The 21,736-nt window shown below is 60.9% G+C and carries 18 protein-coding genes; 11 read left to right on the forward strand and 7 right to left on the reverse strand.

The annotated features are described in order from the left end of the window. Positions 1-106: 106 nt before the first annotated feature. Genes TZ00_RS11575 through TZ00_RS11595 form a run of 5 tightly spaced genes read left to right on the forward strand, consistent with a single transcriptional unit; the run spans position 107 to position 5,363 of the window. On the forward strand, positions 107-1,339 hold the full coding sequence (locus TZ00_RS11575) for a rhamnosyltransferase WsaF family glycosyltransferase (RefSeq protein ID WP_044441844.1): 1,233 nt from the start codon (positions 107-109) through the stop codon (positions 1,337-1,339). Beyond that, positions 1,332-2,261, forward strand: coding sequence for an NAD-dependent epimerase/dehydratase family protein (locus TZ00_RS11580; RefSeq protein ID WP_044441845.1), 930 nt, complete (start codon positions 1,332-1,334; stop codon positions 2,259-2,261). Before TZ00_RS11575 ends, TZ00_RS11580 begins: the two co-directional genes overlap by 8 nt. Continuing rightward, positions 2,258-3,247, forward strand: coding sequence for a glycosyltransferase family 2 protein (locus tag TZ00_RS11585; RefSeq protein ID WP_044441847.1), 990 nt, complete (start codon positions 2,258-2,260; stop codon positions 3,245-3,247). Before TZ00_RS11580 ends, TZ00_RS11585 begins: the two co-directional genes overlap by 4 nt. After that, positions 3,244-4,170: an ABC transporter permease gene (locus TZ00_RS11590; RefSeq protein WP_044441849.1), complete on the forward strand. Its 927-nt coding sequence runs from the start codon at positions 3,244-3,246 to the stop codon at positions 4,168-4,170. Before TZ00_RS11585 ends, TZ00_RS11590 begins: the two co-directional genes overlap by 4 nt. Before the next feature lie 2 nt (positions 4,171-4,172). Then, positions 4,173-5,363: an ABC transporter ATP-binding protein gene (locus tag TZ00_RS11595; RefSeq protein WP_044441850.1), complete on the forward strand. Its 1,191-nt coding sequence runs from the start codon at positions 4,173-4,175 to the stop codon at positions 5,361-5,363. A 48-nt stretch (positions 5,364-5,411) separates the two neighbouring features. Here the strand turns inward: TZ00_RS11595 and TZ00_RS11600 are convergent, their stop codons facing one another. Then, positions 5,412-6,359: an NAD-dependent epimerase/dehydratase family protein gene (locus tag TZ00_RS11600; RefSeq protein ID WP_044441851.1), complete on the reverse strand. Its 948-nt coding sequence runs from the start codon at positions 6,357-6,359 to the stop codon at positions 5,412-5,414. Continuing rightward, positions 6,355-7,371, reverse strand: a complete 1,017-nt coding sequence (locus TZ00_RS20200) for a hypothetical protein (protein WP_052521511.1) — start codon at positions 7,369-7,371, stop codon at positions 6,355-6,357. The genes TZ00_RS11600 and TZ00_RS20200 overlap by 5 nt, the downstream gene beginning before the upstream one ends. Before the next feature lie 361 nt (positions 7,372-7,732). Here TZ00_RS20200 and TZ00_RS11610 point away from each other — a divergent pair, with 361 nt between their 5' ends. Both TZ00_RS11610 and TZ00_RS18930 read left to right on the forward strand, forming a co-directional pair. Then, positions 7,733-8,545, forward strand: coding sequence for a hypothetical protein (locus TZ00_RS11610; RefSeq protein ID WP_152631177.1), 813 nt, complete (start codon positions 7,733-7,735; stop codon positions 8,543-8,545). Positions 8,546-9,134: 589 nt separating this feature from the next. Beyond that, complete coding sequence (locus TZ00_RS18930; protein ID WP_152631178.1) at positions 9,135-11,438, forward strand: hypothetical protein; 2,304 nt, start codon at positions 9,135-9,137, stop codon at positions 11,436-11,438. A gap of 147 nt (positions 11,439-11,585) precedes the next feature. Here TZ00_RS18930 and TZ00_RS11620 read toward each other — a convergent pair whose 3' ends face one another. Both TZ00_RS11620 and TZ00_RS11625 read right to left on the reverse strand, forming a co-directional pair. Then, positions 11,586-12,896 carry an O-antigen ligase family protein gene (locus TZ00_RS11620; RefSeq protein ID WP_044441854.1) on the reverse strand — a complete coding sequence of 437 codons (1,311 nt, stop codon included), beginning with the start codon at positions 12,894-12,896 and terminating at the stop codon, positions 11,586-11,588. Then, complete coding sequence (locus TZ00_RS11625) at positions 12,893-14,269, reverse strand: O-antigen ligase family protein (protein WP_084606064.1); 1,377 nt, start codon at positions 14,267-14,269, stop codon at positions 12,893-12,895. The genes TZ00_RS11620 and TZ00_RS11625 overlap by 4 nt, the downstream gene beginning before the upstream one ends. 233 nt (positions 14,270-14,502) lie before the next feature. Between TZ00_RS11625 and TZ00_RS11630 the strand changes: the two genes are divergently transcribed. Beyond that, positions 14,503-15,249, forward strand: coding sequence for a polyprenol monophosphomannose synthase (locus tag TZ00_RS11630; protein WP_238579666.1), 747 nt, complete (start codon positions 14,503-14,505; stop codon positions 15,247-15,249). Here TZ00_RS11630 and TZ00_RS11635 read toward each other — a convergent pair. Then, positions 15,246-16,424: an acyl-CoA dehydrogenase family protein gene (locus TZ00_RS11635; RefSeq protein ID WP_044441858.1), complete on the reverse strand. Its 1,179-nt coding sequence runs from the start codon at positions 16,422-16,424 to the stop codon at positions 15,246-15,248. The two genes, TZ00_RS11630 and TZ00_RS11635, sit on opposite strands and share 4 nt — an antisense overlap. Positions 16,425-16,599: 175 nt before the next feature. Between TZ00_RS11635 and manA the strand changes: the two genes are divergently transcribed. Beyond that, the gene (gene manA, locus TZ00_RS11640; RefSeq protein ID WP_044441860.1) at positions 16,600-17,826 is read left to right on the forward strand and encodes a mannose-6-phosphate isomerase, class I; all 1,227 of its coding nucleotides are present in this window, start codon (positions 16,600-16,602) and stop codon (positions 17,824-17,826) included. 97 nt (positions 17,827-17,923) lie between these two features. On the opposite strand, the gene TZ00_RS11645 is transcribed toward manA, so the two are convergent. After that, positions 17,924-18,883, reverse strand: a complete 960-nt coding sequence (locus TZ00_RS11645; protein ID WP_044441862.1) for a hypothetical protein — start codon at positions 18,881-18,883, stop codon at positions 17,924-17,926. Between the two features lie 223 nt (positions 18,884-19,106). Continuing rightward, entirely contained in the window at positions 19,107-20,066 is a 960-nt protein-coding gene (locus tag TZ00_RS11650) for a GlxA family transcriptional regulator (RefSeq protein ID WP_044441864.1), read from the reverse strand. A 212-nt stretch (positions 20,067-20,278) separates the two neighbouring features. On the opposite strand from TZ00_RS11650, the gene galE reads away from it, so the two are divergent. After that, complete coding sequence (galE, locus tag TZ00_RS11655) at positions 20,279-21,238, forward strand: UDP-glucose 4-epimerase GalE (protein WP_044441865.1); 960 nt, start codon at positions 20,279-20,281, stop codon at positions 21,236-21,238. Positions 21,239-21,408: 170 nt separating this feature from the next. Then, entirely contained in the window at positions 21,409-21,729 is a 321-nt protein-coding gene (locus tag TZ00_RS18935) for a WhiB family transcriptional regulator (protein WP_078714135.1), read from the forward strand. Positions 21,730-21,736 lie beyond the last annotated feature (7 nt).

Below are 21,736 nucleotides of genomic sequence, written 5' to 3' on the forward strand. Positions count from 1 at the left end.
TCTATGCACTGACGATTTTCGGGGGCTACGCCGTAACGCGCCGCCAGCCTCCCACGAGATAGCGCTCGGAGCGGCAGTTACTGTGGGCGCCTAGTACCCTGTATCGGTGAGCTCCCTAAATAAGGCCCTGATCGTCCTAAAAGAGCAAGGTGTCGTTGCCCTGATCAACAAGGTGCGCCATCGCTTTCGCGCGGTGCCACCTCCCGTCCCGGGCACCGTCAAGATCGGCTTCCTCGTCAAGACAGAAGATGCGAGTCGAGTTGACTGGAGCATCCCCCATCCGGCGGTTGTCGATCCGATCGTGATCGATAAGGATAGGCTCACCGTTGCGTGGATCATGTCGCCCCCCGGTGAGTCAAGCGGGGGACATCAGAACATCTTCCGCTTCATGAGCTTTCTCGAAGCGGCGGGGCACACGATCAAGGTGTACATCTACAGCGCTCATGCTCCTTACTCAATTCCGCTCATCAAAGAGATGATCAAGTCGTCTCCGTCGTATCCGAATGTCAAGGCAAGCATCGAGACATATACGGATGCCGGCGTCTCGAGCGATGTCGATGCGATCTTCGCGACCGGTTGGGAGACTGCTTATCCGTCCTTCCTCGATTCGTCTCCCGCAAGGCGCTTCTACTTCGTGCAGGACTATGAGCCGTATTTCTACTCCGTCGGATCTGACGCTGTTCTCGCCGAAAATACGTACAGATTCGGATTTCATGGAATCACCGCGGGGGGCTTCCTCGCTCACAAGCTCGCAAATGATTTCGGTATGACAACATCGTCTTTCGACTTCGGTGCCGATAGCACGATGTACAAGATCACGAATGAGTCGCGGCGAAAAGAGGTCTTCTTCTATGCGCGACCGGTGACCGCCCGCCGAGGGTTCGAACTGGGAATCCTCGCCCTCGAACATTTCGCTAGAGCTCGGCCGGATTACACCATCAATCTCGCTGGCTGGGATGTGAGTTCTTACGACATACCGTTCGAATACACGAATCTGAAAGACCTCAAGATAGATCAACTAAACGAGGTCTACAACAGGTGTGCCACGGGTCTCGTCATTTCTTTGACGAATATGTCGTTGCTTCCACTTGAGCTGTTGGCGGCGGGGGTTATCCCGGTGGTCAACGACGGTCCGAATAATCGTTTGGTCAGCGACAACCCGTACCTCGCGTACACTGCGCCGGCGCCCCATGCCCTCGGTCAGAGAATGGTAGAAATCGTCGATCGAGCCGATCTGCCGCAGTATGCCCGTGAAGCGTCAGAAAGCGTGAGAGCCACTGATTGGGCGACCTCAGGCCGTACCTTCGTCAAATTGTTCGAAGAAGCTATTCGTGGCTAGGTGTCTTGTCGTAGGCGCTAACGGATTTATCGGCTCTCATCTCGTCGACGAACTCGTTCGGACGGGCCACTCCGTGACAGCGTTCGACCGGTTTTCGGGCAGTACATCGATGTTCACCGCGTCGGGCGTGCGCATCGTGGCTGGGGACTTCATGAACGTCGCGGACATAGGAGAAGCCGTCGATGGGCAGGATTTTGTTTTTCATTTCCTTTCGACCACCACACCCGCAACCGCTGAGAACGATCCCACCATGGACGTTCGAACGAATATCGCGTCGAGCATCGAACTCTTTCAGCACAGTGTTGACGCGGGAGTCCAGAAGATCTTCTTTGCTTCCACGGGCGGCGCAATATACGGAAACCAACCTGAACCAGTTCTCAATGAGAATCTTCGTCCCTTGCCCGTGTCGCCCTATGCGATCGGCAAACTCGCGATCGAAGGGTACCTTCGCTATTTCCGGACCAAGTACGGCATCGATACGGTTGCGTTTCGGATATCGAATCCGTACGGACCGCGCCAGCGTGCTCACAAAAAGCAAGGGGTGATCCCTATCTTTCTGAACCGTATGCAGCAGGGTCTTCCGATCACAGTGTTTGGAGATGGCAGCATGGTTCGGGACTATCAGTATGTCGACGACACCGTGAAGATGATGGTGAGCACGGTGGGACGAGAACTTGATCATGATGTGTACAACATCGGCAGCGGCAGGGGCGCCACGCTGACGGAGGTTCTCGAGGTCATGAGAACGGTGACCGGCATCGACCCGCTCGTGGAACACAAGCCCATCCCGTCGACGTACCTCGACCGGGTGGTTCTGGACACTTCCCGGTACGAGAAGCAGTTCGGACAGTTGGCGCCCAGGACTCTCGAAGATGGAATTCGTTCAACATGGAATCATCTCGTCTCGGAGGGACACCAGTGACCAATTCTGTTGACGCAACAGTCGCAATTCTCACCTACAACGGGGAGACATATCTGGAAGCAATCCTCGGAGCGCTGTCCGTGCAGCGGTTCGACGGTACGTATGAAGTACTGGTCATCGATTCCGGCTCGAGCGATGCAACACTCGATATTGTTCGTCGGCACCCGGAGGTAAGGCTTCACCAGATCCCGAACTCTGAGTTCGGACACGGTAAGACAAGGAATCTTGCGGCAGGGTTGGCCAATGGAACATATATCGCCTATCTGACCCACGATGCCATCCCCGCGACAGATCGTTGGCTGCACGAGATTACGGCTCCGCTTCGAGATAGCGGTCTTGACGTTAGAGGGGTCATGGGTAAGCAGATCCCCAGGCCCGGGTGTTTTCCCTTGCTCAAGTACGAGATCAGGATGGTCTTCGCGGGGTTCGGCCCTGATTTTGGAACCACAGTTTTCTACGACGACGGTTTCGCAGACAATCAAGGTCTTATCGATGCCCTCGCTTTCTATTCCGACGTGAACTCTGCGACAACAACAAAGTTTCTCCGCGAGCACATCCCATATCGCGACGTTCGCTACTCCGAAGACATGATGTTCGGCGAGGACATCATCAAGGCCGGGTTGAGAAAGGCGTATGCTCCCAGAGCCTCCGTCGTTCATTCCAATGACCTGACCTTGGCGGAATATCGCAGGCGCATTTTTGATGAGACCGTTGCGTTGAGGCAGATCGGCAAACCGATTCAGCCGTTGGCGCGGAAAGGCCAGTTCATCCTGACAGCTCGCGGCATACTCGCTGATTCCGTCCGTATTATGAAGGACTCCGAGTACAGCTGGAAACGAAAGCTTTATTGGCTCGCTTCCAATCCCCGGTACCACGTAGCCAAGTGGGCGAGTTATCGAGTCGCATCATTGGTTGACCTCAGCGACGCGGAGGCAATTCGGGCCGGGTCGCTCGAGCACAGTCGAAAAACGAAGGACGAAGTATGACATTGGCGGACGCAGAAAGACGCGCCGAGAAAATCTCAACGATGGACTACGTGACGGTCGGGGAGAAGCAGAAGTTCTTCCGCGGTTCAGCGTCGTCCATCGCGGACATCTGGCGCCACCGGGAGTTGATGGGTCTCCTCGTCAGACGCGAGATCAAGGCGAGGTACAAAGACAGCTCGTTGGGCATCGTCTGGAGTCTCCTCCGGCCATTGGTGCAACTCGCTATCTATTACTTCGCTGTCGGACAGATTCTGGGGGCTGCTCGATCCGTACCTGATTTCGCGATCTTCATCTTCATCGGAATTACGATGTGGGGTCTTTTCAACGAAATCCTCAACAACAGCACGACGTCGATTCTGAATAACTCGGGCTTGGTCAAGAAGGTCTACTTGCCTCGCGAGATATTCCCATTCAGCACTGTCGGCGGAGCGCTCTTCAACTTCGCCATGCAGTTGATCGTGCTCCTGGCAGCGATATTGGTGCTTTCGACGTTCCCGCTCGGTCCGGACCTACTTCTTGCGCCCCTCGCCATTCTCTCGCTCGTTGTCTTTGCCACGGCGATCGGTCTCGTACTCTCTGCCATAAATGTCTATTTTCGAGATGTGCAGCATCTTGTCGAGATCGCTACCATCATCCTTTTCTGGGCTTCGCCGATCGTGTATTCCTTCACCTTCGTACACAAGGCTTTGAATGGCAACTGGCTCGAACAGGCCTATCTCATGAATCCTGTCACGACCGCGGTGTTGGGAATGCAGAAGGCCCTATGGGCCGAAGGCAGCACTGCAACCGGTGCCCAAGAGCAGTACTGGCCGCCCTATCTTGAGCTTCGCCTTGTCGTCACTTTGTTGCTCAGCGTCGTACTTCTCTGGCTGGCACAACGCATATTCGCCCGTTTGCAGGGCAACTTCGCACAGGAGCTGTAACCATGTCATCGCCGAGAACACTTGTTGAAGTAAAAGACGTTTCCAAACGCTTCATCATGCACAAAGACAAGACGATCAAAGAGAGGCTCGTGAACTTCAGGGCGGCCGACAAACATCGAGATGATTTTTGGGCTCTGAAGGACATCAACCTCGATATCGAGGCCGGAAGCACGGTCGGGCTCGTGGGTCACAACGGCTCCGGAAAGAGCACGCTGCTCAAGGTGATCGGCGGAATCATCGAGCCCACGTCGGGCACCGTGAGGAGACGAGGCCGACTCGCGGCACTACTCGAACTCGGCGCGGGTTTTCATCAGGACCTCACTGGCCGTGAAAACGTGTATCTCAACTCGGCGATCCTCGGTCTGACGCGCAAGCAGACCGATAAGTACTTTGACGCCATCGTCGACTTCTCGGGAATTGAAGACTTCATTGACACTCAGGTGAAGTTCTACAGCTCGGGAATGTATGTACGCCTCGCCTTCGCGGTTGCCGTGCACGTGGATCCAGACCTACTCCTCGTCGATGAGGTGTTGGCGGTCGGTGATGAACCATTCCAGCGCAAGTGCATGGACAAGATCGGCGAGTTCCAGCGTGAAGGCCGCACCATCGTTCTCGTGAGCCATTCGTCAGAACAGGTAGGACGACTCTGCGATCGTGTAGTCGTACTGGACCACGGCGACATGATTCACGACGGCAACGCCGTGGACGGTTTGAGAGTTCTTCGCTACGGCTTCGAGCAGGCGCGGTTGCTCGAAGAAGAGGAGAAGAAGCCCGAGGAGATCTCACACGCCAAGATCGCATCGATCAGCGCTGATTCTCGTGAGAAGAACGAAAGGGGCGCGATCGTCGCGAAATCCGATCTCACGCTCTCCTACACATACGAGCTTCAGCGCAATCAGGAGCCGCTTGTGGCCGGAATAGCTATCGAGACCTTGACCGGTCAGCCGGTATACGGGCTCAACACCCGAATGCTGGGGATGTCCATCCCCGACGTGGTTGGAACGCACACGGTCGATTTCGTGCTCCGGCGACAGTCGCTCGGCGCCGGTCAGTACCTCGTTCGTGGAAGTCTCGAGGAACTGGCGGGAAGATCGCTCGACCGGTTGAACCCTGCATCAACCTTTGAGGTCGATGTGCCGACGGTCGGATCAGGAATGGTGAGTATCGACGCCGAGGGGCTGGTCAGGCAGTAAAGCAGTCCTGAATCATCCGGCGGCGTGGATTCACGCCGCCGGATCTTGTTATTGCGTGGCAAGCACCCATTCGAGATGTCTTCTTAAGCCCTCGGAGAGCGGAGTCTCAGGCGCCCATCCCAGTTCTGAGAGGGCAAGAGAACTGTCGCCTCCGGTACGGGTGACATCGCCCTTCACAGGACTCGTGTAGTCGACGAGCAACTCGTTGTCCGAAATCCTCTTGATCGTGTCAAGCACTGCGTTGACGGAAACGCTCGAGCCTCCGGACAGGTTCATCACCGGTGGGAGGACACCGTTGGACTGCGCGGACAAGATCAGTGCAGTGACGATATCGTCTACGAACGTGAAGTCGCGCACTTGCTCGCCGGAGCCGTAGATCGAGATCGGTGTTCCGGATACCGCAGCCCGGAGAAATCTGGTGAACGCCATGTCCGGGCGCTGCGCTGGCCCGTAGACGGTGAAAAAACGGAACGCAACCGTCGGCACCCCGTAGTTCGCTCGGTACAGACCGGTGAGATGCTCCCCGGCCAGCTTGGTCACGCCGTAGGGACTAAACGGTCGCGGGAGGGTCGTTTCCGAGGTGGGGTACGTCTCAGCCTGTCCATACACGGATGAGCTGGAGGCATATACGAACCGCCGGAGCTTTCCGTAGCGCATGCACGCCTCAAGCAGCCGCTGCGTCGCATCGACGTTGGCTCGGGTGTACGTCGTGAACTCTTGGCCCCAGGAACCGCGAATTCCGGGTTGGCCAGCAAGGTGAAATACGACATCGATTCCGCCGGACAGCAGATCATCGAGATCGACCATGTTCAGGTCGGCTTCGATGAACGTGCAGCCCGGGAGGCCCGAATACGAGTCCACGTTCTGCCGCTTGAGAGGTCGATCATAGTAGTTCGACAGATTGTCGAGCGCGAGGACGCTGTGCCCTTGGCGAAGGAGAGTGCGGGAGAGGGTGCTGCCGACGAAGCCGGCGGCGCCTGTGACAAGTGCCTTAATGGGTGTCCTCCTTTTCGCGCGTTCGAGATGCTTGCAGAACGCGCCTGATGGGTGCCGTCAATCTCCACGAAGTGCTATTTCGCAGGTCCTCTAGTTGTCCGATGTATCCAATGAGATCCTTCTCGAGAACGGTGCGACGCGAGCGCTCCTCTTCGGCGAGGAGGCGGGCACCCTCAAGAGCGGCTTCCAGCTCGGATACCTGGGCGGCATGGAGCGCATTTGTTTCGTTCGCTTCCGCGGTCAGCTGGTCGAGGGACGTCCGGAGGGCGGCAGTCTCGCGTTCTGCTCGAGCTATCTCTGCGAGCAGAGGGCCTACCTTGCGCCGAGATACCTTACCCAGATGCGCTTTGCGCTGAGCCTCAACAGGCCATGCATGAGACGGCGAGAGCCAGTTGTCTAATTCAAGACTGCGAAGTTGCACCCCACCGAGGGAGAAAGCGACGTTCGCGGACAACTGGTCCCGTCGCGAGTAGCGCAGGACGTGGTCGAACCAGATGTCCATAGTCCGGCTGACCGCCGCGGACGATCGCCTCGCAAGGATTCCGTTCCAGTGTGGCCGTTCAAGCAGAATGTCCGGATACAACTCCGAGTAATGGATGAGCTGCTCGTTGACGCGAGCGCCGTCGTCGTATCCCAGGGCAACAACCTCATCGAACTCGTCGATGACGCGGTCGCGGTAGCTGTGGTGGGCGACAGTGAAGTCAGAGCCGTCGAGCCAATCGTCGAGGATGTCCGAAGCGCTTCTTTTCAGCGCAACGGAATTGTCTATGTAAAGGGTCTCGGAGAATTCACTGAGACTGTCGTGGCCTCGGATTTTCAAGTCTCGTTGGCTGCGGACCATGTCTAGTGGAAGAAGTGGGTCCACGAGACGGATCTCCCAGGTGTCGCTCTTCAACTCCGGGTCGTCCGTGAAGCAGATGAAAGGGATTCCGGATTCCTCGGCGACGGCCTGATCGTTGAGACGCTCGTAGCCTCCGAGAAGGGCGGTGTAGACCGCACGCTTTGCTGGCATCTGTTGGTCTCTTTCCGGTAACTCGCGCCTGCGGCAACTCTGCCGACGTTCCGACGGATCGATAGACCCCGCGCATCTCGTTCGGCGACAGGATGAGAAGCAAGAAACCAACCTACCAGCCCCGTTGCGACCACGGTTCTCTCTGGATGAGCGCGCACCGCGCCCCATCGCCGAGGCGCGCGCGAGTCGACGGAGCTCCGTTTGCCGAATACTGCACGTGCGGCGCCGGGTGTGACTGCCCGGCGTGCCCATTAGCCTTGGGCTACGACGCTGGCCAGGTAAGAGGAGTGAAATGTTCCGGAGTAACCGCCCCTTGAAATTCTTATACTCCGATCGATTCGGCAAGGCAGGCTCGACGATCATGAGGGGGTACCAGCTCTCTCAAATTGCGACGGCTGAGTATGCAGGGGCAAGGCGTGTGTCATACAGCTCGATCTCCGATTTTCATCGGAAGGCCGACCTGTTCCTCACGAAGGGCGCTCTGAAGGACCTGACGCCAGAAGCATTGGCTGATCTGAAGCGAAACGGAAACCGTCTGTATTTTGATGCCGTCGACGAGCTACCACCTCCGACGACGTCAGAGTTTGCGGATGCGCTTGTCGCCTCGTCTGTCATGGCGTTCACGAATCACTCCAGGGACTACCCCGCCGTGCCCGTCACCCTGGTGAATCATCACGTCGATCCGAGACTTCCTGCGACACCTGTCCGATCCGGAGAGGAACCTATGCGCCTCGGCTACTTCGGGGAACCGCTCAATGCGATTTTCGGTGGAAGCCTCGAATCTCATGTGGACGTCGTCCACGTCGATACCTCCGACACGAGTACTGCGTGGATGAAGAAGCTTCCCGGCTACACCATGCATTACGCGATGAGACGAAATCCTGGTGCCGACAATTTCAAGCCGTTTCTGAAGGGGTTCACCGCAGCGCATATGAACGCGAACATCCTCATTCAGGACACCGAGCGAGAAGCTGTAGAGTGGCTCGGTGAGGACTATCCATTTCTTCACCGGGGGCCAATCTCGGAGGACTCCATACTTGCAGCGATCGAACGCGCTGGCCGTGGCGTCGGCTCATCCGATTGGCGCTTCGGGTTGAGGAGGATGGCTGAGATTCGGGAGCGGACGTCGCCTAAACGAATCGGAGCGGAATTGAGACGCCTTTTCGCTGAGTAGCACTCGTTCGAGCACGAGCGGCAAACGTCACGCTAATCTGTTCCAGGAAGGCGCGTTTATTACAACGTGGCACGAGCGGCTATAGAGCAGAGGGTGGCGGGCAGGTGCGTAATTTGGGGCGTTCGCTTGTTCTCGTAGCAGTAATCCTTATCGGAGTCAGCGCGTGCGTGCCGACGTCCTCTGGCGATCCCGAACCAACCTCTAGCTCCTCCGCGTCTACCGCGCCTTCCACGTCGCCAGGCCCGCCTCTTCCAGATGACACCTCGACGGTCGTCCCCGAGCCAACTCCTCCCACAATCGAGCCCGTAATAGTCGTCGCCGGAATCGACGTCGACGGCTTGCATGTCTCCTCGTCAGGCTATGTTGCGGGAATCGTCGAAGACGGGGGCACCTGCACCTTTACCTTCTCCGGGGCCGGCGCATCCACGGATGTTTCAAGCATCGGAAGATCTGACGTGCGCACGACATCGTGTGGTCTCGTTCAGGTACCGATTGAAGCATTTAGCCGAGGCACGTGGACAGTCACAGTGACATATTCATCTGAAGCGGTGCCGGCTACCGCCTCGGAACCGACCACATTGGAGATCCCGTGACGACAACTGGCAGAAGGAAGGCGACGGCGGTGACGGCGGCATTAACACTCCTTCTTGGTTTGATCGCCTTCATAGCTCCGGCCCAGACAGCTAGCGCGGCCGACGCATCGGACTTCAATGCGGGCAATATCATCAGCGACGAGCAATTTTTTGATGGTGCTGCTATGAGTGCGCAAGACATTCAGAATTTCCTTGTCGCTCAAGTTCCGGTTTGTCGAAGTAGCTATGCCTGTCTGAGCACCTACTCCCAGAACACTCCGACCATCGCCGGAACGGCGGGTCGATGCGACACCTACGTCGGACAGGCGAACGAATCGGCGGCGAGCATCATCGCTCGAGTCGGGATGGCTTGCGGGATTAGCCAGAAAGCCCTACTCGTTCTGTTGGAGAAAGAGCAGAGCCTCGTCACCTCGTCGACGCCAGGCCAGGGGCGGTTCGAGTCGGCCACAGGAATGGGGTGTCCTGACACGGCTCCGTGTGACCCGGGCTACGGCGGCTTCATGTACCAGGTCTACTACGCTGCGAAGCAGTTCAAGATCTATTCCGCGAATCCGACGTACTTCAACCACATTGCCGGGCGCGTTAACAACATCAGATTCAGCCCCGACGCCTCGTGCGGGTCGAGTCCTGTGTTGATCGTCAACCAGGCGACCGCGGGACTCTACAATTACACTCCCTACCAGCCAAACGCCGCCGCTTTGAATAACCTCTACGGCACGGGTGACGGCTGCAGTGCCTACGGCAACCGGAATTTCTGGCGAATCTATAGCGACTGGTTCGGCTCGCCGACGGTCGGGAGCGCTCTCGTCCGGACAGAGGCCAATCCCAGCGTCTTCCTTGTTTCTGGATCGGTCAAGTATCCGATCTCTAACATGGGCCTGATTGCTAGCTATTCTGCGCTTGGGCAAGTCGGCTTCGTCTCCCAGGGTTACCTCGACAAATACCCGACGAAGCAGCCGGCAAATCGAATTGTTCGCAGCGATGCTGGGGCGATCTTCTTTGTCGACTCTGGGATGAAGCTGCCGATACCGTCGTGCGGGCTCGTCGTCGACTATGGCGGATCGTGTTCGCCGGGTGGGTACACGCAGTTGACCGATGCGCAGGTTTCGTCGTTTGTCTCCGGCCCCGGTGTCACGCCAGTTATGGGAACGACTGCGGGCGGCCGCTACTACATCACCGTGGGCTCCAAGAGAGAAATTCTCGACGCGCGTTCCCAATCCGAGGCGGGCATACCAGCCCCTATGAACGTGCTCAGTGAGAACGCGGTCGCTGATCTTTCGGTCGGTTCACCGATCTTTCGGGACTCAGCTTACGTCTCTCAGCGTGGCGCAGCGGACTACTTCCTGCTTGCCGGGGGGCGCAAGACGTACATCTCCGCCGGCAGTGAGACGGTTGTCGGTATCCCCGGGCGTTCCGCGGGCTCGCTTTCGTCATCGAGTTTGAGCCGCATCCCATCGGCTGGGGCTGCTTTTTCCGGCGTCGTCCGGGCCCCGGGGAACACGACGAATAGCGTGCTCTCCACAATCGGACGGCTTGATGTACCCGGCGGTACTCCCGTTTCGGCCCTGCCCTACACCAGCGTCACAGATGAGTTCCTGCAAAGTTATCCTCGCGCCGTTGAATTGAAGCAAGGTTCGTTTTTCAAGGGCACCAACTCGTCGTCCGTCTACATGCTCGATGCATCGAGCATGCGTCCGGTGGGCTCATGGGAGGCTCTGGTTTCGTTGAGCCCAGGGGGGAACCCGTCGATCACGTCGATGGCGCCGCCGTTCATGTCGACCATGTCGACGGGGCCAGCGGTTCTTCGCGTTGCCTCACTGGCGCGTACGGCGAGCAACGGGACGATCTACATCATTGACGGGATCTCGAAGAAGGTCGCCCTCGACTCGTTCGATCCAGCGAGTGAGGCCGGGGTGAGTGGATTCTCTTATGTAACAGATGCTCAGCTTGCAGCGTATGCCGACCAAGGAACCGTTCGCCTGGGGTACGAGCTCGTCTGCGGTGCAGTCACGTATGTAGCGGGAGGCGGCGAGTTGCATGCGCTGGATGCAAATACCGCGCCGTTGTACCCGCTGCCGTCGACGTCCTTGGATTCGCTCACATGTAGCGCACTGTCCGTGGGGAAGCCGGCGACAAGCTTCATCCGCACTCCCGACGGGTCCATCTACGTGCTCCAGGGGGGCAAAAAGCTTCCAATAGCCTCCCTGAGTAGATATAACGAGCTAGGAGGGGCGACAGTCGGATATACCTCGGTGTCGGCTCGCCTCGCTGCCCTTATCCCGTCCGGCCCCCGCGCCTGATCCGCCACTTTCGGTCGAGAAGTGTTCCAAGGACTTTCGGGGAGGCGCGACTGTCCTTGAGCGAGGTCGAGCCATCCTTATCTAAGCGGCGTCCGCAGTCGACCTCTGAGCTATGCCAGCCCGTTCCGTCGGTCATTGCGCATCTACTTAACCGCGAGCCCGCGGCAACTCCACCGTCGGCGGCTTCAGGGCGAGCCCCTGCCGCCAGCTCAGCGAGTGCGCGGCCTTCACCATGCACATCACGAAAAACATCCACCCGTACTCCACGAGAATGACGCTCTCGGCCGTGCTTGTCACCAGCAGCACGATCAGAATGAGTGCCGGCCACATGTAGATGACGCTCTTCTTCGAGGTCGCCAGAATCCAGGAACGCACGAGCGCCAACCCGACCATGCCCACGAAGATCGCGAGGCCGATGAGTCCCAGCTGAAAGTACACGTCGATGAAGGCATTCAGCCCCGACGTGTGCTGCCGGTTGCCCACGAAGTCGAGGGCGAAGAACGGAGACACGTTGGGTCGCCAGAGGCCCACCCATCCCCAGCCCTCGAGCTGGTTGTAGTCGATCAGACTCGACAGCTGGTTCCAGATCTCGAGGCGATACGTGAATTCGGATCTCGCCCCCACGATCGCCAGGATGCGCGTGCGCACGAAGTAGGCGCTGACGGTTCCGATCACCAGAATGACGAGCATTCCGATCTGCAGGCTTCGTCGTAGCTCTGGCCGAGCGCGACGCAGAGCGAGCACGGCCACAGCGGCGACGAGCACGATGCCGGCGACCCCGAGCGAGATGGGGGAGCGGGAGCCGAGCAGCAGTACCACCGCTAGAACGATCGAGTAGCGGCTCAGGCCGCGCGGCACAGACCGGGTGTTGCGCTCCACCAGAAACGTAACAAGGGCGATCAGCGCAATGAAGCCCAGCATGTTGCGCGAACCGAAGATGCCCTGCAGAGGCCCGCCCTCGTCGAGGTTGCCCTGAATGCGCAGGAACACGATCGGCACGTCGAGCAGAAGGCCAGACAGAATCTCGAGCGCGAGCGAAGCTGTGAGCAGCACGCGCATGACGTCGCCGACGGCCCGCACGATCTGAATGAGGTCGCGAACCAGAGCGACATACAACGCCAGAAACGAGAACGTCAGCTGATAGATCACTCCGGTGATGCTCGACGGCTGATACCGGCTCCACACGATCGTGATGGCGCACCAGCCGAGAAATACTACAAGAGACAGCGGCAGCACGCCGTGCCAGTCGAGATCTTTGCGCCGTGCCACCAGAGACACGGCCGCGAATAAGACGAGGGTGCTCAGGATGCCGACCAGCCCGGCCCAGCCCATCGTCGCCTTGATGAGGTGCACAGACAGTGCAGACCCGATGGCCGTCGTTGCGAGCACGGCAGAGAACCGCGGTGAGCCGAAGATCGCCGCGATCACTGCCCACGCGGGGTGCTCGGAGAGCTTCACCGTGATGAGCCGGCCCGTCGCAGCAGTGCGGGCCTGTCCGACTCGACCGGACCGCCATCGGGCACCGTGAGATCGATGCCGGTCGACCCCACGTCGAGTCGCGTCTTCAACGCCATGAGCGCGAGCAGGGCGAATCCGCCCTCGACGAGCATGCGCGACTCTACAAACGACTGGGCGACGAGCAGGGTGAGTATAAGAGCGGGGAAGAGGGTGACCGGAACGAACGGAACCGACGTGCCCCGGGCATCCAGTTGCGGATCGACCGCGAACCACCACGCCCGCCAACACGCACCGACCACGGCGGCGATGAAGAGCACGAGACCCACGATGCCGAGCTGCAGCCACACATCGAGCCAGGCGTTGTGCGCTTGAAGATAGGTCACGCCCTTGCGCTCGGCCAGGTGCGTGAAGGGTTCGACCCACGGCACCCAGTAGCTGACCCAGCCCCAGCCGAAAGCGGGGCGCTGCTGGGCGAGCCCGGTGACCGCGTTCCAGATGTCGAAGCGGCCGGTGAGGTCTGAGCTCTTTCCGAAGACCTTGAGAATCTGCGACGAGAACACCCCGACCAGAACCGCCACCGCGACGATGCCGACCGTGCTTGAAGCGAGAACCGCTCGGCGCTGCCTCGCGTTCGACCGCCGCATCAGAATCAGGATGCCCGCAGCCGCGGCCACGACGACGAGTACGGCGATGGCCGTGGTCGAGCGGGTGAGCGCCAGAGTTGCTACCGCTATCGCGATCCAGGAGTACGCGCGCCTGCGACCCAGCGACCTCGACGTGAGCTCGAGAACGAGGCAGACCAGCGCGATCACGGCGATGAACGCCAACAGATTACGGTTTCCGACGATGCCCTGGATGGGCGCGCCAGTGAAGAGGTCTGCCTGGCTCCAGAAGAACGCGTTCGGAAGCTTCCCATCGCCGTAGTCGACCCAGAACGGAATGATCGGATGGCGCACGAAGACGGCGACGATGAACTCGAAGAGCAGGGAGAGCCCGAGAATCCAGCGGGTGGCCCGGCCGAGGGCAGTGAGGATGCGAGGCCACGTCATCGAGGTGGCGAAGAAAATCGCGGCGACCACGGGGCCCGACTGGGCGACGAGACCGAGCAGTGTGGCCCCGGGGTAGAACGACCAGGTGATCGACACGATGGCGAGGGCCAGGAACGCGGCCAGCGCGAGCGGAACCCGGCGCGGCGTGAGCTGGCGCCATCCCTTGTCTCGGGTGATCAGCACGGCCAGCGTGATGACGAGGGCGAGGGCCAGGGCCGCGAAGCCATACCAGCCGATGAGGTTGCGCCAGAAATCTCCGGCGAAAAGGGTGAAGAACGTGAGCACGGCCAGCGCGGCGCGACCGGTGCTTGTCACGGAGTTCATAGAGGCAAGACTACCGAGCGCACTCAGCTACGGCTGTCGTGATCTGCTCATCTTGTCGTGGCTGTGATGATCCTCTATGCGCGTCGTTGCATGCTTATGGAACCAATAGCCTTGCTGAGGCCCTTAGATACCCACCAGCGCCGCTGCCTTCAGCAGTGCACATCACCAGTAATCGAGAGAAACAGATGTCAGATTCGCTCAACGCCGATTCGCCAGTAGGCGCAGGGTGCCTCGTGATCGTTCCCACTTACAACGAGGCAGAGAACCTGATGTGGATCGTTGAGCGGGTCTTCGCTTCGATGCCTTCGGCGCATCTGCTCGTCGTCGACGACAACAGCGTCGACGGCACGGCCAAGATCGCCGACGACGCGAGCGAGGCTGACAAGCGAATCCACGTTCTTCATCGCGCGGGCAAGCTCGGCCTCGGGTCGGCCTATGTAGAAGGCTTCGGCTGGGGACTCGACCGCGGCTACGACTACCTGATCGAGATGGATGCCGATGGCTCGCACCCGCCCGAGAGACTGCCGGCCATGGTCGAGAGTCTGGCGTCGGGCGGGGATGCGCGTCGCCAGCTCGCTATCGGTTCGCGCTGGGTCGAGGGTGGCTCGGTTGTGAACTGGCCACTCAGCAGGCAGCTGCTGAGCCGGGCCGGGAACATCTATGCGCGCATCATGCTGGGAATCGCAGTGCACGATGTCACGGCGGGGTTCCGCGTCTACCGGGCGGAGAGCATCGCCAGCATGGACCTGCGATCCGTTGACTCCAAGGGTTACTGCTTCCAGGTGGACATGACCCTTCGCGTTCTCGACGGCGGCGGCTCCGTGGTCGAGCTTCCGATCGAGTTCCGCGAACGCGAACGCGGCGAATCGAAAATGAGTCGCGCCATCGTGATCGAGGCGATGCTTCGCGTGACCCAGTGGGGCGTTCAGCGGCGCTGGCCGTTCCGTCGTCGTGTCGCCGGAACGGCCCCGCTCGGCTAGACGAACGCGGCGAAGCCGGTGAGCGCGCGACCCACGATGAGGGTGTTCATCTCCCGCGTGCCCTCGTAGGAGTACAGCGCCTCGGCGTCGGCGAAGTGCCGGGCCACGTCGTAGTCGAGCACGATGCCGTTGCCGCCGAGCGCCTCGCGGCACCACGCGACCGTCTCGCGCATCCGGGCTGTCGCATACGCCTTGGCGAGCGCGGAGTGCTCGTCGCGCTGGATGCCCTGGTCGAGCATCTGGGAGACGCGCACGACCATGCCGAGGCTGGCCGTGATGTTGCCGATCGACTTCACGAGCAGGTCCTGGATCAGCTGGTGCGATGCGATCGGCTTGCCGAACTGCACGCGCTCCTTCGTGTAGCGCAGCGCCGCCTCGTAGGCGCCGATCGAGTTGCCGACCGCCGCCCAGGCGACCTCGGCGCGGGTGAGGCGCAGTACCTTGGCGGTGTCGCGGAACGAGTTCGCGTTCTGCAGGCGCAGCGACTCGGGGATGCGCACATCGGTGAGCGTGATGTCGGCATTCTGCACAATGCGTAGGCTCTGCTTGTTCTCGATCTTCGTTGCGCGGTACCCGGCTGTATCGGTGGGAACGATGAAGCCCTTGACCTGATTGTCGGCCGTGTCCTTGGCCCAGATCACCGTGATGTCGCTGAAGGTTGCGTGCCCGATCCAGCGCTTTTCGCCGTTCAACACCCACTCGTCGCCGTCGCGCGTCGCCGTGGTCTTGAGGCCCTGGGCGGAGTCGGAGCCCGACGTGGGCTCGGTCAGTCCGAACGCGCCGACGATTTCGCCGGCGGCCATCCGGGGCAGCCATTCTGCCCGCTGCTCGTCTGAGCCCGTGACGCTGATCGCGCCCATGGCCAGCCCGTTCTGCACGCCGACGTGGGTGGCGACGGATGCGTCGATGCGGCCGAGCTCGAGGGCCACGAATCCGCGGAACACGGCCGAGTTCTCGAACGGCTTCGTCTCGTCCCAGCCGAAGCGGTAGACGTCGAGGTCGGCGAGACCCTTCACGATCTCGTGCGGGAACGTGGCCTTCTCCCAATGGCCGTTCACGACCGGCTTGACCTCGGTCTCGAGATAGGTGCGAATCGCCGCGAGGGCGGTCTTCTCCTGATCGGTCAGCATCGATTCGTAACCGTAGAAGTCGCTCGCGAGTGGTTCCAAAGACATGTGTGCTCCGTTGCTCAGGGGTGTTCGGGTGCAACTCAATCAGCGAGGCCGCTGTCGCTCCAACTGATTGGTAGTTTGGGCTAAGACTCGGCAGGCCGCACCGGGCGACGTTGTAGGTCGCTCATAAACGCGCCCGTACGGGTTGATCCTTGACGACAGTTCAGAAAGGCCCGACGTGTTCGTTGGCATCACCAATACTCCCCGCGACTATTCGTGGGGCTCAGCCACCGCGATCGCCGAGCTTCTCGGAACCCCGGCATCCGGAGCGCCGCAGGCCGAGCTCTGGCTGGGCGCACATCCGGGATCTCCGGCGCGCATCATCGATGGATCGATGAAGCACGGCGTCGACAACCTCGCCGAGTGGATCGCGGACGACCGCGAGACGGCGATCGGAGAGCACGCACAACTGCCCTTCCTGCTCAAGATCCTCGCGGCCGACGGCCCGCTGTCGCTGCAGGCGCACCCCACGCTGGAACGTGCCCGGCAGGGATTCGACGCCGAGAACGCCGCGGGCATCCCGCTCGATGCACCCAACCGCAACTACAAGGACCCGCTGCACAAGCCCGAGGTCATCGTCGCGTTGAGCGAGACCTTCGACGCCCTGTGCGGGTTCCGCCCGGTCGCCGAGATCCGCGACATCGTCGCGCTGCTCGAGAAGTGGGACACAGAATCGGATGCCCCGGCGCCGGCCGTTCTCGCCCCGCTCGCCTCGCGGGCGCTCGCCGACGACGACGAAGGCGGCATTCTCCGCTCGCTGGTGGAGTGGCTGCTGGGTGGATCAGAGGAGGTCGCGGCGCTCGTGAGCCGGGTCTCGGCGCTCGCGGAAGAGAACGAGCCCGCGGGGGAGTACGCCGCATCCCTGCGGACCGTCCGCGACCTGGCGGGCGAGTACCCGGGCGACCCGGGAATCGTCACCTCCTTGCTGCTCAACCGGGTGACCCTCTCGGCCGGCGAGGCGCTGTATCTGCCGGCCGGCAACATCCATGCGTATCTGAAGGGGCTCGGCGTCGAGCTGATGGCGGCGTCCGACAACGTATTGCGAGGCGGTCTTACGCCGAAGTACATCGACGTCCCCGAACTGCTGTCGGTACTCGACTTCGAATCGCTGCCCGTTCCGTACCTCCGCCCCACGTTCCCCTCTGAGGGTGTGGAGGAGTTCCGGCCGGGTGTTCCCGACTTCGTGCTGGCGCGCATCCACACAGAGTTGAACGAGCGCGCGGCCTACAGGCCCGACGGCGCCGCGATCGCGATCTGCACCTCAGGATCATTCGAGATCCACGGTGAGCGCAGCGACACCACTCTCGAGCGCGGGCAATCGGTTTTCATTACACCTGAGGAGGGTGCCATCACGTTCACAGGCGTGGGAACGGTCTTCCTGGCTGCACCGGGCGCTCCTGCGTAGGGCGCAGCCAGGCTAGGTGAGGACACTCTTCGGCCGGCGCACCGACTTCGTTGATCTGACGAGACGTATCTTCGCTCGTTGGCTCATTTGTCCTCAGTTAGCGCGACCCCATTCGACGGAACTCACGGAGCTCCTTCGCATCGGCGACAGTGCGGCGGATGACCGCCAGAGTCTGCGGCCATGACTGATAGATGTGCCGGGGCAGGATGCGGAGACTAGGTAGGCCGGCTCCGAATGAGCAGAGCGTTTTGTCGAAGTCCCACGAGATCTGCGCTTCGTCACCATGCCATTGCCGGCTGTCGACGTCGAGGGTGACGACGCCGTCGATCAGAAGGTCGAACTGGCTTGTGCCAGGAACCGGAATCTGCGTTTCGACGATGAAACCAGCTCTGCGAAGCCGTACGCGCACGATCGTCTCGTTGCCGGAATCCGCCGTGGGGTCGATCTCGGCACGTATGTGTTGCAGGCGAGCGGGTAACTGAGTGAACAGCCGGTCGACCTGACCCTGCGCGACGAACCGTGTACGCAAAGCCGAGTCGATGCTCGCGATCGCCTGCTCTTCGTTCTGGCAGAGCACGGCCTGGCGCAGCGACGTTAGAGGGGGCATGAGCCAATCGCGCTGATATGACGACTCATCGAATTCGCGATGTTCTGATCTTTGCCAATGGACGCGCGGCGCCCCTGGGTCGGCGACAAAGTTGGTGTCGGAGCGTCGGCTCGTGGCCGGTAGGCCCACGCTCGCTGCCTCTTGGACGTGCAGATGATGCGCGCTTCGTCGTACACAGACGTGGAGCCGAGTGTCGATTCCGGCCCAGACTCGATTTCTGCGAAGGGCCGACAGACACGCGACCTTGCCGCCGAGCCGAATCGCGCGTCGCTGATCGAGGTCGGCCTGGGCGCTCGCGTAGATTCCGCGCCGAACCGACTGAAGTATGTGAAGGGATCGTGCGCGGTCGATCATGCGCGGCGTCGCACCGAGCGACAGCAGAGTGCCTCGCGACGCGACTCCGCCTGTGACCATCATCAATTGTTGGATGCGCGAGACATTGTCTGCCATAGGTCGAGTGTGGCGAACCGCGGAAGCCACGAGCCATGTGGCTCGGATATCGGTGAGAGCTAAAGGAGCGCGCGGTCCCTGTGGGGGAGTGGTCGCCCTCGAGCGGCTGACCCACCGTAGCCAACTGAGGACATTGTTCGCCCACCGAAGGCTCGGACCCCGGATCAACGGGTCCGCGCTCTCGACGTGACGAATATGTCCTCACTTAGCGCGCAAACCAGGCTCAGCTCACGAGTTCTCTCACGCAGAAGGTGCGACGGTAGTTGGCCGGCGTCGTCTGCAGTGTCTTCACGAAGTGGTGGCGCATCACGGCGGCCGATCCGAAGCCCGTCTCCGAGGCGATGGCCTCGAGTCCGAGAGTGGTTTCCTCCAGGAGTTGCTGGGCCCTCATGAGGCGCTGTTTGTTGAGCCACGCGGCGGGCGTCGTTCCGAGGTCGGCTCGGAACCTCCGCGCGAAGGTGCGGGAGGACATCAGGGCCTTGCGTGCCAGCTCGTCGACGCTGAGGTCGCGATCGAGGTTCTCGAGCATCCATTCTGTGACGCCGGCGAACGAGTCGCTCGGTTCAGCGGGCATGGGGGCGGCGATGAACTGTGCCTGACCGCCGGCGCGCTGCGGGGGTACCACCATGCGGCGGGCGATCACGTTCGCCGCGGAGGCGCCGAGCTCGGTGCGCACGAGATGGAGTGCCGCATCGATTCCGGCAGCGGTGCCGGCGCCGGTGATGATGTTGCCGTCTTGCACGAAGAGAACGTCGGGGTCGACCTCGATCTCGGGGAACTCTCGTGCGAGCCGGTCTGCGTGCATCCAGTGCGTCGTCGCTCGCTTGCCGTCGAGCAGGCCTGACTTCGCCAGAGTGAACGCTCCACTGCAGACGGTGAGGATCCAGGCGCCGCGGTCGTTCGCCTCGTGCAGCACTCTCAGGACCTCAGGGTGGACGTCGCCTTCGATCATGTGTGCCGGGATAGCGATGAGGTCGGCGTCGGCTGCCACGGTGAGGTCATTCATGATCATCATGTCGTAACCCATGCTGGTGGGAATCGCGCCGGGCTCCGCGGCTGCGATCGTGAAGTCGAAAGTTGGGCCGCCCATATCGGCGCGATCGATGCCGAATACCTCGCAGATCACCCCGAACTCGAACGGAGCGACGTGGGGGAGTGCGATAAGAACGACCTTCTTCAGCATGGGATTCCTTCGGTCGACGGACGGTGGCAGTAAAACGTGCAGTGTTGACATTCTTCCATCTGGTGGCGGGTTTTCGCAATTCATATCGTTACTGCCATGATGATTTTTCTTGTGACGATGGGCGTTCTAGCGGCAATCGCCATCGGCTGGACGGTGCGAGACTTGATCCGCGATGGGTACCGTCGCGTGCCGCTGGATAGAGGAGTCGACGAATGGCGTGGTTGGTAACGGGAGGCGCGGGCTACATCGGCTCGCACGTGGTGAGGGCGTTCATCGAGCAGGGCATCGACGTGGTCGTGATCGATGACCTCTCGAGCGGGCACCGTGCCTTCGTAGACGAGGGAGTTCCCTTCATCGACGGCAGCATCCTCGACGCCGACCTGCTTCGCGAGACCTTCGAAGACCACGCCATCTCGGGAGTCGTGCATGTCGCCGGCTACAAGTACGCGGGCGTCTCGGTCACTCGCCCCCTGCACACCTACGAGCAGAACGTGACGGGCACCCAGGTGCTCCTCGGTGCCATGAGCGACGCCGGGGTCGACCGCATCGTCTTTTCGTCGAGCGCGGCCGTCTACGGAACCCCCGACACTGATCTGGTGACAGAGTCGACGCCCAAGAATCCGCAGTCGCCCTACGGCGAGTCGAAGCTGATCGGCGAGTGGCTGCTGCGCGATCAGGGAGTCGCGGTCGGCCTCGCGCACACCTCGCTCCGCTACTTCAATGTCGTCGGCTCCGGATACCCCGACCTGTTCGATACCAGCCCACACAATCTCTTCCCCCTTGTCTTCGACGCGCTCCTCGACGGGCGGGTTCCTCGCATCAACGGCGACGACTACGACACTCCTGACGGCACGTGTGTGCGCGACTACATCCATGTTTCCGACCTCGCCCTGTCGCATGTGGCTGCCGCGCGGCGTCTGGACGCCGGCGAGCCGCTCGAACCCGCGTACAACCTCGGAAGCGGCGACGGCGCATCCGTCGGCCAGATCATGACCGCCATGGCCGAAGGCACGGGCATCCCCTTTGAACCCGAGATCGCACCGCGTCGCCCGGGCGACCCCGCCCGCATTGTCGCGTCGGGCGAATTGGCTGCCCGCGACCTCGATTGGCGGATGCGCCACACGCTCGACGAGATGGTGCGCAGCGCGTGGGCGGCGCGCCGGGGCGCCTAATCGATTTGGCGTGTCGCGCAAACGTCGTTTAGCGCGACACGGTGTTTTGCCAAACCCTCTAGAAGCACTTGAGGGTTTACGATCTGCGACTTGACTCTCGCGAACTACACGGGTGTAATTAGCGGGAGGGGTTCGGCAGGTCGAATGCAGATCAGAAGGTAGAGCGTGGTATGGCTATGGAATACCGCTCAGGCGTCCCAGAGGACTGGTTCGTCGATCCTGTCAATCTCGGTGTTCCTGGCGTACGTCAACAGACACCGGTAGACGACGAGAATCCTCTCGCCTGGCAGACCGATTCGCTGTGTGCTCAGACCGATCCCGAGGCTTTCTTCCCCGAAAAGGGCGGCTCGACTCGCGATGCCAAGCGCATCTGCACGTCGTGCGAGGTCAAGGCCCAGTGCCTCGAATACGCGCTCAAGAACGACGAGCGCTTCGGCATCTGGGGCGGCCTCTCCGAGCGCGAGCGTCGCAAGCTGCGCAAGCAGGCCTAGCGCCGAG

This window comes from Agreia bicolorata (assembly GCF_000938265.1).
Lineage (GTDB): Bacteria > Actinomycetota > Actinomycetes > Actinomycetales > Microbacteriaceae > Agreia > Agreia bicolorata.